This is a genomic window from Pseudomonas koreensis (assembly GCF_025447595.1).
Taxonomy (GTDB): domain Bacteria; phylum Pseudomonadota; class Gammaproteobacteria; order Pseudomonadales; family Pseudomonadaceae; genus Aquipseudomonas; species Aquipseudomonas koreensis_H.
Genome location: NZ_JAOEJU010000005.1, coordinates 188,328 through 203,806, shown reverse-complemented (window position 1 = coordinate 203,806; position 15,479 = coordinate 188,328). Strand labels below are relative to the sequence as shown.

The 15,479-nt window shown below is 61.0% G+C and carries 7 protein-coding genes; 2 read left to right on the top strand and 5 right to left on the bottom strand.

Annotated elements, in window-relative coordinates:
* Window positions 1-62 precede the first annotated feature (62 nt).
* Together N8H71_RS09640 and N8H71_RS09635 are read left to right on the top strand one after the other, a co-directional pair.
* Window positions 63-2,840 carry a hybrid sensor histidine kinase/response regulator gene (locus N8H71_RS09640; RefSeq protein WP_262193802.1) on the top strand — a complete coding sequence of 926 codons (2,778 nt, stop codon included), beginning with the start codon at window positions 63-65 and terminating at the stop codon, window positions 2,838-2,840.
* 63 nt (window positions 2,841-2,903) lie between these two features.
* A complete protein-coding gene (locus tag N8H71_RS09635) occupies window positions 2,904-3,500 on the top strand; it encodes a MarC family protein (protein WP_262193800.1) in 597 nt (198 codons plus the stop codon).
* Between the two features lie 66 nt (window positions 3,501-3,566).
* On the opposite strand, the gene N8H71_RS09630 is transcribed toward N8H71_RS09635, so the two are convergent.
* The 5 genes from N8H71_RS09630 to cobG form a co-directional block, all read right to left on the bottom strand.
* A complete protein-coding gene (locus N8H71_RS09630; protein WP_262193799.1) occupies window positions 3,567-10,700 on the bottom strand; it encodes a TcdA/TcdB pore-forming domain-containing protein in 7,134 nt (2,377 codons plus the stop codon).
* Window positions 10,701-11,039: 339 nt separating this feature from the next.
* Window positions 11,040-12,743: a precorrin-3B C(17)-methyltransferase gene (gene cobJ, locus N8H71_RS09625; protein WP_262193798.1), complete on the bottom strand. Its 1,704-nt coding sequence runs from the start codon at window positions 12,741-12,743 to the stop codon at window positions 11,040-11,042.
* Window positions 12,743-13,477 (bottom strand): precorrin-2 C(20)-methyltransferase, encoded by a 735-nt coding sequence (locus N8H71_RS09620; protein ID WP_431768304.1) that lies wholly within the window; start codon window positions 13,475-13,477, stop codon window positions 12,743-12,745. The genes cobJ and N8H71_RS09620 overlap by 1 nt, the downstream gene beginning before the upstream one ends.
* The gene (locus N8H71_RS09615; RefSeq protein WP_262193797.1) at window positions 13,474-14,100 is read right to left on the bottom strand and encodes a precorrin-8X methylmutase; all 627 of its coding nucleotides are present in this window, start codon (window positions 14,098-14,100) and stop codon (window positions 13,474-13,476) included. Before N8H71_RS09615 ends, N8H71_RS09620 begins: the two co-directional genes overlap by 4 nt.
* Window positions 14,093-15,391: a precorrin-3B synthase gene (cobG, locus tag N8H71_RS09610; protein ID WP_279309566.1), complete on the bottom strand. Its 1,299-nt coding sequence runs from the start codon at window positions 15,389-15,391 to the stop codon at window positions 14,093-14,095. Before cobG ends, N8H71_RS09615 begins: the two co-directional genes overlap by 8 nt.
* Window positions 15,392-15,479: the final 88 nt, after the last annotated feature.

The window sequence follows — 15,479 nt, the reverse complement described above, 5'->3', positions numbered from 1 at the left end:
CCGGACTGTTCCGACGCTGCGCATCGTTATATTCTGGCATCAACCTACGAAGGGATTTCGCCGTGCGCTGGCTCAGGATTGCCATAGGCTTCACCGTCACGCTGTTGACCTTGCTCTGCATGCTCCCGGCCCTGGCCGCGCAAGGCAGTGGCTGGTCGGTTTTGCTTGACGATCAGGGCAACCTCCAGCTGAGCGACATCCGCTCCGCCCGCTACACCAATCAATTCAGCCCTATCGAGCTTGACCGCCTCACCGCGGCCGAACCCGATGGCGCCTTGTGGCTGCGCTTCAGGCTGGCGCCCGGCAAGCACGAACAAGTGCTGCGGATCTTCGCCCCCGACCTGTCGCACCTCAATCTGTATGTCCTCGACGGCGATCGCCTGATCGAGCAACGCGACACCGGCACCACCCAGCCCCAGGTGGAGCGGCCGCTGCCGAGCAGCGACTTCATGCTGCCGTTACCGCAAAGTGACAAGCCCCTCGACGTCTACCTGCGACTGGTCTCCGATCACCAGTTGCGCCCGTACATCACCCTGCAATCGGCGGTGATGGCCGCGGCCAATCACAACCAGACGCTGATCTACGGTCTGCTGTTCGGCTGTCTGGCGATGCTGATCCTGCACAACCTGATCCGCTACGCCTACACCCGTTCACGCAGCAGCTTGTGGCTGGCAGTGTGCGAAGCCCTGCTGAGCCTGAGTCTGTTGCTGCTCTTGAACCTCGCCGGCCCCTGGCTGCCGAACTGGCATGCGATCCAGACGCCGGGCGCCTATCTGGCCCTGCTGCTTACAGCGCCCGCCGGATTGATGTTCGCCTACCGCTTCTTCGCCCCCCTCGGCCCACATCCGCTGAACAAGCTGCTGATCGGCGACATCCTGTTCATCGTGATCTGCAGCCTGTTGCTGTTGTTCGTCAACACCCTGCCGCTGAACATCATCACTTATGCACTAGTGGCCCTGGCCGGGCTGAGCATGCTGCTGGTCGGTTTCCACCACTGGCAGAAAGGCTACCGGCCTGCCCGGCTGTTCGTCGCCGCCATGGTGGTATTCAACATTGGCACACTGATCATCCTGCCGGCCCTGCTGGGACTGACCCTGGTGGCACCACAAGGCCTGATCATGACCCTGATGGGCTTCATCTGCGTCAGTGGACTGTTGATGAGCATCGCCTTGGGCGAGCGCCAGCGCAGCATCACCGAAAGCAGTTTCAATATCAGCCGCGACCTCGCTGCAAGCAACGCCGAGATCAACGCCAAGGCCGAATTCCTGGCCAAGATCAGCCACGAAATACGCACGCCGATGAACGGCGTACTGGGCATGACCGAACTGCTGCTCGGCACGCCGCTGTCGGTCAAACAGCGCGACTATGTGCAAACCATCCACAGCGCCGGCAACGAGCTGCTGACCCTGATCAACGAGATCCTCGACATCTCGCGGCTCGAGTCCGGGCAGATCGAACTGGACGATGTGCAGTTCGACCTCAATGCGCTGATCGACGATTGCCTGAGCATCTACCGCGCCAAGGCCGAACAGCAGAACGTCGAACTGATCAGCTTCATCCAGCCGCAAGTGCCACGGGTCATCAGCGGCGATCCGACACGCCTGCGCCAGACACTGCTGAGCCTGCTGGAAAACGCCCTGAAAAAAACCGAAGAAGGCGAAGTGCTGGTAGTGGTCGCCCTCGACGAACGCAGCGCCGGGCCACGCCTGCGCATTGCCGTACAGGACAGCGGCCAGCCGATGGATCAGGAAGAACGCGACGCGCTGATGCATGCCGAGTTGCACAGCAAGCACTTCCTGTCGGCCAACCGCCTGGGCGGCAACCTCGGGCTGGTGATCGCCCGGCAACTGATCCGTTTGATGCAAGGCGAGTTCGGCATCAAGAGTGGCGCCACTCAGGGCAGCACGTTGTGGCTGACACTGCCGCTGGATCCGGATCGGCTGGAACATCCGACTTCAGATCTCGACAGTCCGCTGCAAGGCGCGCGGGTGCTGGTGGTCGACGACAACGACACTTGCCGCAAAGTGCTGGTGCAGCAATGCAGCGCGTGGGGTCTGAATGTAAGTGCCGTGCCATCCGGCAAGGAAGCGCTGGCCCTGCTGCGCACCAAGGCGCACCTGCGCGATTATTTCGACGTGGTCCTGCTGGACCAGAACATGCCCGGCATGACCGGCATGCAACTGGCGGCCAAAATCAAGGAAGACCCGAGCCTGAACCACGACATCCTGCTGATCATGCTCACCGGCATCAGCAATGCGCCGAGCAAGATCATCGCGCGCAACTCGGGGATCAAGCGCATCCTGGCCAAACCGGTGGCCGGCTATACCCTCAAGACCACGCTCGCCGACGAGCTGAACCAGCGCAACCGTGGCCAGGTGGTGTTCCAGCCGCAGGTCGCGAGTCCTGCCACACCGGTCAAGGTGCCGAGTGACTTCCGCATTCTGGTGGCCGAAGACAACACAATTTCCACCAAAGTCATTCGTGGCATGCTCGGCAAACTCAATCTGCAACCGGACACCGCCAGCAATGGCGAAGAAGCCTTGCAGGCGATGAAAGCCCAGCGCTACGACCTGGTATTGATGGATTGCGAAATGCCGATCCTCGACGGTTTCTCAGCGACCCAGCAACTGCGGGCCTGGGAGGTCGGCAACCAGCGCATCCGCACGCCGATCGTGGCGCTGACTGCGCACATCCTTGCCGAACACAAGGAACGCGCGCGTCAGGCCGGGATGGACGGGCACATGGCCAAACCGGTGGAGCTGTCGCAGCTGCGCGAGCTGATCGAACACTGGGTGGCCCAGCGTGATCAGCAGAACCGTGCGACGACGCAACCGTCGTGAGCCGACAGACACGATAGCGCCTGTTAGACTCCCCCCGTCTTTCCCCACCAGCGAGCCCGCGCCATGCTCCACGTGTTATTCAGTGTTTACCTGAAGATGCTGGTGCTCTACAGCCCGTTCTTCGTGTTGTCCTGCTTCATCAGCCTGACCCGGGGTTATTCGCGCAAGGAACAACGGCGCCTGGCCTGGAAAGTGGCGATCGCCACCCTGGTATCGAGCGTATTGCTGTATCTGTTCGGGCGGGTGATCTTCGACGTGTTCGGCATCACCGTGGATGCCTTCCGCATCGGGGCCGGTAGCGTGCTGTTCATCTCGGCACTGGGCATGGCCCAAGGCAAGCCGGCAGTGCAGGCCGATAATGTGCAGCAGGACGTAACCATCGTCCCGTTGACCATCCCGCTGACTGTCGGCCCCGGCACCATCGGTGCATTGCTGGTGATGGGCGTCAGCCAGCCGCACTGGGATGACAAGCTGATCGCGATCATGAGTATCGCTCTGGCCAGTGTCACGGTCGGGGTGGTGCTTTACTTGTCGAACCGTATCGAGCGGATCCTCGGCGATCAGGGTCTGCAGATTGTCAGCCGCCTGATGGGCCTTTTCGTGTGTGCACTGGCAGCGCAGATCATCTTCACCGGAGTCAAAGGCTACCTGGTACCTTGAACCCGGAAACGAAAAGACCGCCGACGGCAACGTCGGCGGTCTTTTTCCGTCACTGCCCGTCATACTTCAATCGGCGGGCTCGACGGTTTTCTGTGCGTTTGCCTGATCGATGAGCGCTTTCAACGTCACGCCGTCGGCGTCCTCCTTGCGCCCCCTTAGCCAGCGCACCAGCTTCGACACTTGGCACGGGCTCAGCCCCCTGACCTCAAGCATGGCATCACCGCGCAACAGCGGATCACTCACTCCTGCATTCCGCACCAGCACACAGTGTTCGCTGTCGGGGACGATGATCACCAGGTGATCGTCGACCATCGCCACCTCAAGCTTTTGCGAGTCGACCGGAGTCCAGATCAACCGGCTCATGACCAGTGGACGGTCTCCCAGCGGATAACGACAGTCGATCACCATCAGGTCGAGCTTGCGCATGAGCGCCTCGGACAGGTGCCACTTCATCGAACCGCGCCCCACCCGCAGAACAAGTGTACGTACATCGTCCGGAACCAGTGGCAGTAGATCGTAGGCATCCAGGCGCCCTTCGAGCACCAGCACTTCTCCCGTGCGCCGGACATAATCCAGCGGCTTGATCTGGCGCCGGCTCGGGTAGCTCCGAACGACTCGTTCCTGCGGCTCATGGAGCAGAACATTCGTGCGGCGACGGATTCCGAGCAGCTCGAAATCCTCCGGCAGGTCGGCAGCGGGAATCTGGATCAGCCGTGCGCTGTCGGCGATGTACCACTGAACACTGGAATCTTGCGCGGCGACGGAAAGGAATGGACGATGCGCCTCGTTCGCCAGCAAGGCCTGCAAGTTGCCGATCGGATTGTCGCCATGGGCTGCCAGCCATTCGTGCTGCACACCCGTAATCAGTGGAGGTTCCTGATGCTCCAGTTGCACCACCACTCCCTCCTGCGTCGTACCCACCAGCCCGGCCCCCGCGACCTGCACATCGACATAACGCTGTGCAGTCCACTGTCGCTCCGGTTTGGGAAGCAATGATGCCTGCAATAATTGCGTGCCCTTTCCGAACGCCTGGTCGAGTTGCTTTTTATCGATAAACGCCTGGCGCCAGACCTCGCCGGTCTCGGGTTCGAACAGCCACACCGACTGATTGTCCGGTGTCATGCCGAGCAACCGGACCTGCGTCTGCTGCGCGTCACACAGTAACAAACGGTCGTCCACGTACCACGCGTGCAAACGCGCATCGCCCTGCGCATTGGCAACACCGAAAATCGGGAATTGCTCAACGGTGTATTGCCGGGCAACACCTCCAAGCGCCTGCCACCATTGCTCTCGCCCCTCGAGCCATGGCTCGGCCAGCCCGGCAAAGCGCACTTCACCGTCAATACCGATTTCGAACGTCAATCCATCCTCTGTCCGCGCCTGATAACCCTTGTGCTCGGTCGTGACCTGCGTCAAACGTTCAGGCTGCACCCAGCGGTGCGACCATTGGCTCTGTTCCTGTGCCAGGGTCCGCTGCACCCGACACAGACTCTGGAATTTCCGGTTGTAGATGACAAACACATCGCTGTCATCGGCCAGCGTCAGCAGCATCAGCTCGTTCAGGTTCTGAATCGAATCGGGCCAGCCGCGGGCATGGTGACGATGCGGCATCGGGCGCACAATCAGGTTGTCACGGGTACGAATCCAGGCCATGTCGCGGAAACGCTCCTCAATCCTCCAGCTGATTGAAACGTAAGGCGCAAACTGCCAGTCGACCGTGGCATACCCCTTGTCGGCAGAGACCCGTTCGAGTACTGCCCACTTACCCAGTATCGGAACCCAGTCAGTCAGAGGCGTGCTGTTATCGAGCAATGCCTCGAATGTCGGCTCAAGTGCACAGGTGACCGAGCTCAGCCACAGCTCACCCTCGTGAATCAAGTAGTTGAGGCGCTCGAGCGTACCGTCTTCATGGGCATACTCCTGCACCACATGCACAACACCATGACCATCGGCTTCAACGCTGCGAATCGTGCTGGCACCTTTGAACCGCACCATCAATCGATAACGATGACTGAGCAGCCCCGTGCCGGCATCGACCTGGCAGATATCGAATGATTCCGGATCATGGTAAAACGCCGAGCCACCGACCACCACCGACAGCCTGCCCTCATCGTGGAACACCTCATCATTGCGGATGTAAAGAATCCGGTCCTGCGCGGCGTCGTACCAGCCGTTGGTGTAACGCGGCGCCGTGATGCTCTCGAACGGAATCAGGTAATCGTGAATTGGCGTATAGCGCAGCGCCAGTCGATGAGCCCGGGCCAGCGCTTGCAGATGGTCCTGCAGTAGCTGGTCGTCCACCCCCTCGGGCGCCCGTTCCTGAAGCAGATCCAGCGGATGCCATTTGCGGTCGGCGACCCTGAAGAGCCGACCGTTTTCGATCAGCAGGAGTATCTCCGGCGCGATGTTCGCTCTCACCTCGAACTGGCAGCCTTTAACGCTGAACTCCCCGCTCCTGCCGAACACAATGTCCCCCTCGCCGGCCCAGGGGGCGACGATGATCCAGCGATTCTGTTGCACGCCCACTGACACCAGCTCAACGTTCACACCGGGGTTGAGCACCAGCGTGCAGGTGCCTCCTCCACCCTGGATCCGATAGCTGATTTGCTCGTGCCATGGCTTGGGGATTACCGGAACGACCAGTTTGCGTGCCTGCCCATCGAGCGTGACGCTGATCGTGGTCGGCCGATAGTCGGGGGACATTCGATGAATGATGTAATGGCTGGGAAACGAGTAGAACGAAAACAGGAACAACCATTGACCATCCGTTTTCTTCTTCTCCAGACGCCTGGCGATGTCGAAGCCCTTGTCATGGCGTTGCGATGAAAACGGCAGGATCTGGTATTCGTAGCGGTAGCAGGTGAGCGGCGTGCACGGCAGGACAATGGCCTGTTCGGCAGGGGGAGTGAACGTCATCTGCGCCGGATAGCCCAGCTCGTTGCTGAGGTTGATGGCCCGTGAGTAGTCGACCTCGAATTCCGGCACGCCGAAATGATCGCGCAGCGGATACAGACGGGAGCTGTCGAGCAACAGTTTGCCGGTACTCAGGTCCACACCATTGATGATCAGTGCCGGTCGCGGTAGCCAGGCACTTTGCTTGTCGCTGTAGCGATACCCGGAACTCTGATGTGCCTGTTCCAGATCCGCGAAAAACAGCCCGATCGCTTTCGCTTCCTCTGCGATGGTTGCAAAGTTCTGCGCCAATGCAGTCACACCGACCGCCAGCCCTCCCAGAATCACTCCGGCACCTCCCAGCACCCCGGCTGCCGTTCCCGCACCGGCGAGTGCGGCGCCAAGTCCGGCGCCGGCCAGGGCCAGACTGCTGGCGTCAAAGGTGAGCTGAGTCGCGAAAGTGGCAATCTCGACGTCATTACGGGCATTCGCCAACTGATAAATATCAAAGCCGACATTGGCCAGCCCCAGCACGGCCCCCACACCCTCGTTGGCCACGTGCCCGGCCACAGCGCCGAGCGCTCTGCCGGTCAACGGCTCGAGGGCTTCACCGACCACCTTCGAACTGGTCCGTGCAATCAGTTTTTCATCGCGCAACGCGGTTTGCACCAGGCGGACCAGTCCTGCGACATCGACCGCATTGCCATGCACCAGCTGCGCATAGTTGACGTAAGCATGCCACTGCACCGCAGTGGTCAATGTACGGTCTTCGCCTTCACGCCCGCGCAACGCATTCATCAGCGCCTGCACCGCGAACCCGGCATTGAGTGTGTGCACTGCGACTGCATCGGTCGGATCCACACTGCCTTCACGCTTGCGTCCCAAGGTCAAGAACAGCTCCGTCAGGTAGTTCCTGATTCGCAGCAGGCGGCCATCCTGGCTGGTGACATTGACTACCAGGTTGCCACTCTGCGGGTCGATCATGCCCACCTGATAGCCACCCTGGGGCGTCACCTCCAGCGAGTCGAATAACGGCACCAGCGGTTTCGCCGAGTCATGACCCTCCCGCAAGCGCGAAGTCGCATCGGCAATCTGCTCCGCCCACCAATCATTGTCTGCCGACAGCAGTGCACTGCCCAGGTGCGAATTTTCCATCAGCGATCGCCCGTGAGCACTGTTGACACGCTGACGAACGGACCTGAACGGTTTGTCGGGCAGCGGCTCATCCCTGAGCAACCCGGCCACCTTGAAGCCGCTCGACAGGGCCAGAGCCGCCACTTGTTCACCCTGAACATCGATCAGATCGAACTGCGGCCTGCCAGCGTTGCCAAACACGGCGTAATGCCGAGCCATGTCCGTGTCCTTGAAGAATTGCTTCAGGGCCATTGTGAAAATCCCGGGGCTGTCGAACTCGAACAGACCGAAGTTCGGATCGTAGAAGTGATAAACGCTTGCTGCCCCGTTTACGGTTCGAGCGACCAGCATCGAGTGGTTGTCCGAGTTGAGCATCAGGGTTCGGGGGCCGGCGGAGTCCTCGAGGCTCGCGACCACCTTGTCCAGATCGAGCCGCCCCAGCGCCGTACCCACCTCTGCGGCGTTCACGCCACGCATTTCTTCCAGTGCACCGAGAAACGCAGCCGAGTCAGGTTGCTGCGGCTCAAGTACCGCGAGGAAAAAACGCTCGCGTAACTGGCGGGTCGCTGCCTCGCCCCGCGTGAGGGCAGCACTCATCGCCAACGCCAGCGGAAAACAGCGCCCGGCTGCGGTATCACCCGGCCCGTGCATCAACAGATCCTGAGGTACCATTTTGGCGGTGCCGGCTTCGAATTGATTGAGCACCTGCTCCACCCGTTCCTGTACCTTTTCGCGGTGTTCCTGAATGGCGAGCCGCTGGATCTGCGCCACCCGACGCCCCCAGTCAAACAGCGTCACAGCGTTGGCCAGCGCACTTTTCTTCAGGCTCAATGCGGTGACCGGGCTCGCCCACAAACCATCCTCGACACTCGCCATCCCCGCCATGAACGCTGGCGTCCGACGCTGATAGAGATGCCGTTCGATCACCGCATAACGCCCGGACGTCCCGCGCTCGCTGACACTGTTGACCAGATTGTCCAGCGCACTGCTCAGGGTGGAAAAGCTCTGACTGTCCAGTGACTCGACGCCCAGCAATGCTCCAAGCGCCAAACGCTGCAAAGGGTTGAGCTGCTCAAGTTGCCAGGAGCCGGCACCAAGACCGATCAAGATTTCATCCAGCCCAAGATTTTGCGCGAGCTGATTTTTAGGGAATGCCGGCGGTCGCAGGCGCGTGTCCTGATTGCGGATGGCCTGACGATCATCGAAGCTCAGCGGCAACCTTTCAGCGAACACGACCGGGCCGTCGTGGCCGCTCATCATCGCCTGGGTAAACGGTTCGCCGAGGCGCTCGGCCAGACGCTGCAACAGCTCGGCATTCAGGACATGGCGCCCTTCGATCAGTGGCCAGCCGAGTTCGAACTCAACGGTCGTCTGCTTGAGCAACTCAGTGACATTGCCTGCGTAACGGGCCTTGTATTGGCCGTCGCGCCAGCGCTGCTGCTCAGTCTCAAGCCACTTCTGAGGATCCGTTTCGTTTTCTTTCCAGGAGTGATCCAGTTCCTCTTCAGTGAGCTGATTGACCGTCTGCAATGGTGCGATAGCCATTTCCCGCCGTGACGCCCGTGCGCCCTCGGGTGTTAAAAATGCCTTTTCGAAATCGCCGGTGCCATCCTTGATCGCGACCGGTCCGGTCAAATAGATCGTCCCTTCATTTTTTGGCCGGATACCTTCGTTGTGATATCCGGCTGCGGCATTCGCCAGATAAGACGCGAAGATGGCTTCCATACCGGGCAACTCAAACAAAGGCCCGTAAGTCGTTTCCAGCACTTCGCCAGCCAGTGTATCCATGGCTTCATGCGCTTGAAGACTGATACCTCTGTCAGTCGCCAATCGAGCGGTGTCATCGATCAGCTCATAGTTGAACCGGAAGCGCTTGAGCACGGACTCAAGTACCGCCGAGCCGGCATGAGCCATCATGTAGGCATTGCTGATCGTGTTTCCCTTTGCCACCGCGCGCAAAGCGTAGGGCCGGACAAGCAGGTCCTGGGGTGGCTGAAACACCTGGGTCAAAAGCGGTCGGCTTTTGGCAAACGCTTGCAGTGCCGTGCGATGCTCTTCGGGTATTTGCAAGAGCTTGTCTCTGTATCGCGCCCGCAACGCTTGTCGGCCTGGCATCCAGTCGGGATTTTGATCCAGTATCAACTGCAAAACACCGAGTCGTGCATCCTCACCAAAACCGCTGATATCGACACCTGCGATTTCCTTCAGCAAAGGCGGCAAGTTGTCCACATCGCTATAACTGCCACCCTCAAAATGCAAGACTTCTGCCCTTACAATATCCGACGCCGCAGCAAAGTTTCCTCGCATGCGCAGTTCCCGCTGGTAAATATCCTGCAACTTCAAAGATAGTTCCGAGCCGTCGAGATCGCGTACACGAACGTCACCGCCGGCCAGCGCATCGATACTTGCCCGGTTCTTTGCTTTCAAGATCCGCAGATCATGAGGGTTCTGCCCATAGGCACGGCTCAACAATTGCAACCTTGCCTCATCGGCAGACTCGCTTCTCGCCACTGCCGCACTGATGTGTTCGCTCATCTGCTGCTTCAAGGCGATAGCGCGGGCTACATACATTTCGCCCAATATTTGGTCAGAGGTGCTGTCGACGCCTCCGTGCTTCATGGCGTCCACCTTGGCCGCCTCAACCACCAGACGATTGGCCTGCCAGGCCAGCAACGCGTCGCTGTCATACCAGACATTGATCCGGTATCCCTGACCGGCCAGCACCTGTTTCCAGACATTGATGTAATCACGCTGAATCTCGCCGATCCCACCACCGAGCCAGACGAAGTGCAGTATCTTCGGCACTTGCGTCGCCGGTACTTTCATCAGTTCGATGCCGTAAAGCAGCCGCGCTTCGAAAGCGTCCACTCGTCCAAGGATTTGCGTCAGACCGGGAGCTGCCTCTTTATCGGGGCTCGGCGCAATATCCTGCTCTGCTTCGCGACGCGCACGACGCTGACCCATCGCTCCCAACGCCTGTCTGAACAGCGCCAGCGGATGCTGCAGCCGCGGTGAATCGAGCAAACCGATGCAGGCAAAGTAATAACGGAAAACGGCATCATATTGTCGGGTGTTCTTGTACGGCAACAATGCCTGTTCAAGGTCTGCCAACTTGAACAAATTGACAAACTTCACATATCCACCATCAGCAGCATTAACTTTTGCCTCTTGCATGAACCAAACTCCTCGAAACGTTAAATTACATACTCACAAAAAAAACAAGCGCGCACAAAAAGCCAGCCAAAAGAGAAACTTCCCCATGACAATTGAAAACAGTGAAAACCAATAAACCTTCGAAGGCGAAACTAGTACAAAACAACTTCACAAACAAACATTAAGAAATTCAAACAATGTCAGAAAAACATCCAACAACATAAAATCAATATTTTTTACAACCATTAAATACGACCCCGAAAACACACCACGCAGAAACAGACAAGGCCGCGAACTTTCATTCGCGGCCTTGCTATTGACATCCATGGAGAGAAACAACAACGGGTTACGACAGCGCTTTCATCCGACCGGTTTTTCCCCGTACCAGCGCGGCGTATATACCCACTCCCCGCCTTGCACACGAGGGAAGGTGCAGGTGGTGGACGAACCGATCAGCACCATCGTGCGCATGTCGACCTGATCCGGTGTCAGCGCACCCAACGTCGTCACGCGCAACGTCTGCCCCGGCCGACCGATATCGCGGCCCAGCACCACCGGGGTTTGCGGTGTGCGGTGTTGCGCGACGATTTCCAGCGCTCGCCCCAATTGCCACGGACGGGCACGAGAGATCGGGTTGTAGAAGGCCAGCGCCAGATCCGCTTCGGCGGCCAGATCCAGACGTTTTTCGATGATCGACCACGGCTTGAGGTTGTCCGACAGCGACATCACGCAGAAGTCGTGCCCCAGCGGCGCACCGGCCTGAGCGGCAGTGGCGAGCGACGCCGAAACACCCGGCAGGATTTCCAGATCGACGCTGTGCCACGCCGGATCCGTCGACTCGTGCAACGCTTCGAGCACGGCCGCCGCCATGGCGAATACACCCGGATCACCGGACGAAACGACGATCACCGAACGACCCTGAGCGGCCAGTCTGAAGGCATGGCGAGCGCGCTGCATTTCTTCGCGATTGTCGGTGCAATGCTGCACCTGATCGTCGCGGAACGGGCCGGCCATGCGCACATAGGTTTCATAACCCAGAACATCGGTGGCGCGAGCCAGTTCGGCTTTCACCGCCGGCACCATCAGCTCTACCGCACCTGGGCCGAGGCCGATGACGGCCAGACGCCCGCGCGGGCGACCGACCTGAGAAACATCCAGTGGCTGTTCGGCCACGGCGATGGCAATGTCTCGGGATGTTGTGATGATTCGAGCGTTGGGGACTGCATCGCGAGCCAGCTCGCCGATGTCACTCGCTGGCGCGACAAAGCGCAACGGCACTCCCAGTTCGAGCGCTGCTTCACGCAATGCCGGGCTGGCCATCTGAACGTCCGCCACCACCAGACAGGCCAGCGATTGAATCGCCACACCGGCTTGCAGCAACGCATCGCGAATCGCACCCGGCAAGTCAGCCACATCGGCATTCAGCGCCACCGCCACGCTGCGCGGATAAATCAGCAACTCACTGGCGCTCGCCGCGCGGGCATCGCTGCCCACATGAATCGAACGCTGCGCCTGGGGATCTTCCGGCAGTTGCGCCAGCTCAAGCCACGGCGCAGCGCCGTCGATGCGCACGCTGTGGCCGGCCAGCAAGTCGGAGACAAAGCGCTTGCCCTGCTCCAGGTCACCGAGGGCATAACCGCCGGGCGGGTTGAGCAGGCAGGTGCCGAAGCGCAACTCGCCGCTGGTGGTAATCGCCGCGGCCACTTCAAGTGCAGCGGCGATCTCGCGGGCCATGACATTCACCCCGCCGAGGCCGCCGAGCAACGGCACCACGGCGCTGCCGTCTTCCGCTACGGCGAGCACCGGAGGCTCGACGCCCTTCTCCAGCAACAGCGGCGCCAGCGTGCGGATGACAATGCCGGCCGCGCACAGGGCAATGATCGGCGTGTCCTGTTGATACAGCTCGCGCAGGGTCGCGCCGAAGTCGCTGTAAGTCAGGTCGGCGCCTTCTACGCGCCCTTTTAGTCCATGAATCTGCGTGGCCGGATAGACCTGCTGAAGACGACGGGCTGTGGCCAGCGCGCCCTGGCCGAGAATGACGATGGCCGGTGTGGAATGAGTCATCAGCCTTGCCACCGTTCGCCGGGCACAATGATCAGCGAGAAGTACGGCGACGACATCGGCTCGACCTCATCCAGCGGCACGATCTTCTGATTGGCCATGGTCGCGCGCTCAACGTACAGCGCACGCCCGGCCAGGCCCAGTTCTGCCAACACGTCGCGCACTTTCGGGAAGTTGCGCCCCAGCTTCATGATCACCGCTGCGTCGGCATCCGCCAGACGGCGCTTGAGCTCGTCATGAGGCAGCACGCCGGACAGCACCGACAGGCTCTGATTGCGATACACCAGCGGCGCCCCCAGGACCGAAGCGCCACCAAGCATCGAGCAAACGCCCGGCACCACTTCGGCTTCGTAACGGCTGGCGAGGCGATCATGCAGGTACATGTAGGAACCGTAGAAGAACGGATCACCCTCGCAGATCACCGCCACGTCGCGACCGGCATCCAGATGCGCGGCCACGTCCTCTGCCGCGTCATCGTAGAAATCGCTGATCACCTGTTCGTAGGACAGCGGCGCCGGCAGCACTTCGGTGGTCACCGGGTACACCAGCGGCAGCAGGTTCTGTGCGTCCTGCAAGTGCGCTTCGATGATGCCGAACGCGTTGCCCTTCTTGCCCTTGGCCACGAAGTACGCCACCACCGGCGACTCGCGCAGCAGGCGCAGGGCCTTGACGGTAATCAGTTCCGGATCACCGGGGCCGACGCCCAGGCCAATCAAACGTCCTTGAGCCTGCATCATTCGATCTCCGTGGCGAGGGCATTGACCGCAGCGGCGGCCATGGCGCTGCCGCCGAGGCGACCCTGCATGATCACGAACGGCACGCCACGGCTATTGGCGGCCAGCTCGGCCTTGGATTCGGCAGCGCCGACGAAGCCCACCGGGAAGCCGAGGATCAGCGCCGGTTTCGGGGCACCGGCGTCGAGCATTTCCAGCAGATAGAACAGCGCGGTCGGCGCGTTGCCGATCACCACCACGCTGCCTTCCAGATGCGGGCGCCACAGTTCCAGCGCCGCTGCCGAGCGGGTGTTGCCCAACTCACGCGCAAGCTCTGGCACGCTATCGTCGCGCAGGGTGCAGATCACTTGGTTGTTGGCCGGCAGGCGCGCACGGGTCACGCCCTCGGAAACCATCCGCGCATCGCACAGGATCGGTGCGCCGGCGGCCAGCGCATCGCGCCCGGCCTTGCCGGCGCCCTCGGAGAATTGCAGCCCGTCGATGGCCTCGACCATGCCGCAGGCGTGGATCACCCGCACGGCGAGTTTTTCCAGATCGGCCGGGATGCGCGAGAGGTTGGCCTCGCTGCGAATGATCGCGAAGGAGTTGCGATAGATCTCCTGACCGTCGCGGATGTAATCAAGCATCAAGGGGGCTCCGTGAGCGGGCGGCGAGCAGGGTCGCGGCCGCTTCGATAGTAAGGTTGTGGGCGTGCAGCGCGCCGAAACCCGGCAGCGCTGCATCGCGAAAATAGAGATCGTAGTGACCGGGGCCGACCGCCAGCAGAGTGACGGCTGACCGGTGTGCGGCGGCGCATGATCGCGGGCAGCCGGACAGGTGCACATCCATGGCGTGTGGCAACAGCTTAGCCAGCAGGCGGGCATCGTGTTTGGTGTCGGCCAGGCCTTTGCCGCAGCCGTTGGCGCCGGTGCAGGCGATCAGGTGCGCCAAAGGATCTTCGAAGTGGGTCAGCAGGTTCAGCTTGCTCAATTCGTCGAGCACTTGAGCCGCATCCGCTTCCCGAACATTGGGCAACAGCAGACTTTGCCATGGGGTGAAACGCAGGCTGCCATCACCGAAAGTTCTGGCCAATTGTGCGGAGCCACGCAGCATGTCCGGATCGAGGCGGCCGAGCGCCGGGGCGGCACCGACATAGACCTGACCAATCGATTGCTGAGGATGGATGCCGAGGTGCAAACCTTCCGGTCCGGCTTCGCGCTGCCAATCAGCAGCGGCTTTCAGGTTGATCCGCTGACCGAGTTTTTCCAGGAACACCGGCGCCGGGCATTCATCCAGCAGATGGCGCATTCGCGTCTGCTCCGGTCGGGCCAGTTCGAGGAACAACTCCAGCACCGCGACCACCAGCGCATGCCCGTCCGCAAGCGCCACGGCAGCCAGCGGTCGATCCGTCGGGCAACCCGCCAGACCGAACGCCAATAGGGTGTCGCCGCGATCTTCGAATGCCGACAACCACAGGTCATGGGGATGTTCGAGCATCGCCAGTGCTTCACCGCCATCCAGTTGCACGGCGAACTTGGCGCTCAGCTCGTGGAAACGCGGATGGCTTTGCAGGGTCTCGAGGATCTGTCCGGCCAGTGGACGAGTATCGAAGCGCATCTGCCGGTCGATGCCGGCGGCGGGGCTGAGCATCAGGTTGCGCACATCGTCGCCCGCTGCGGTTCGCGGCCCGAGACCGGCGGCCAGCAGGCTGTCGATCAACGCGGCGGACTGCTCGCCGATGCCCCGGATCTGCAGGTTGCCGCGGTTGGTCGCCTCGATCGCGCCGCCGGCAAACCGCTCGGCGGCACTGGCCACCGCATCGGCCTGATCGGCCGTGATCGAACCGCCATCAAGCTTGATCCGGCAGATCCCGCCATCCAGCGCCTGGACGATACGCAGCAACCCCGGACAGGCCGAGGGGCGTATGGCGTTGGACATCGGGCGTTCGTTCAAGGGATGACCGGCTGACAGGCAGTGTTGTGGTAGGCGAAAGGTCGCCATTATGCCTGCTTTGCCTGACTGCATG

Bases quoted from the DNA above. Each gene is read 5' to 3' on its own strand.
- N8H71_RS09635 (WP_262193800.1), top strand. From the start codon at position 2,904: ATGCTCCACGTGTTATTCAGTGTTTACCTGAAGATGCTGGTGCTCTAC.
- N8H71_RS09630 (WP_262193799.1), bottom strand. From the start codon at position 10,700: ATGCAAGAGGCAAAAGTTAATGCTGCTGATGGTGGATATGTGAAGTTT.
- cobJ (WP_262193798.1), bottom strand. From the start codon at position 12,743: ATGACTCATTCCACACCGGCCATCGTCATTCTCGGCCAGGGCGCGCTG.
- N8H71_RS09620 (WP_431768304.1), bottom strand. From the start codon at position 13,477: ATGATGCAGGCTCAAGGACGTTTGATTGGCCTGGGCGTCGGCCCCGGT.
- N8H71_RS09615 (WP_262193797.1), bottom strand. From the start codon at position 14,100: ATGCTTGATTACATCCGCGACGGTCAGGAGATCTATCGCAACTCCTTC.
- cobG (WP_279309566.1), bottom strand. From the start codon at position 15,391: ATGTCCAACGCCATACGCCCCTCGGCCTGTCCGGGGTTGCTGCGTATC.